This window comes from Glaciimonas sp. Gout2 (assembly GCF_035018905.1).
In the GTDB taxonomy this organism is placed as follows: Bacteria; Pseudomonadota; Gammaproteobacteria; order Burkholderiales; family Burkholderiaceae_D; genus Glaciimonas.
The window spans coordinates 1-229 of the sequence record NZ_JASJXA010000157.1; the positions used below are offsets into that span (position 1 = coordinate 1).

Sequence of the window (229 nt, forward strand, 5' to 3'; positions counted from 1 at the left end):
TTTTCCAGTTCGCGCAAGACCTGACGGGGATGCAGATACGTGCCACCGAACGGGGTTTTTTCTTTCTTTTGTTCTGCAATCATGTCGAGGCTGAACGCATCTCTTTCATGGGTCCAGTCACTGAGTTCGGCTTCCCAGGCGTCCTTCTCGGTCTTGATCGTGGCAGCGCGTGCGGCAAGCGTCGCATCACACGCCAGCGTTTTGCCAGTCAGACGTTGGGTCAGCGCAA

The 229-nt window shown here is 55.9% G+C and carries 1 pseudogene; it reads right to left on the minus strand.

Annotation, left to right across the window (positions count from 1 at the left end):
* Window positions 1-229 (minus strand): annotated as a pseudogene (locus QN379_RS23580) (sulfoacetaldehyde acetyltransferase); the annotation flags it as partial.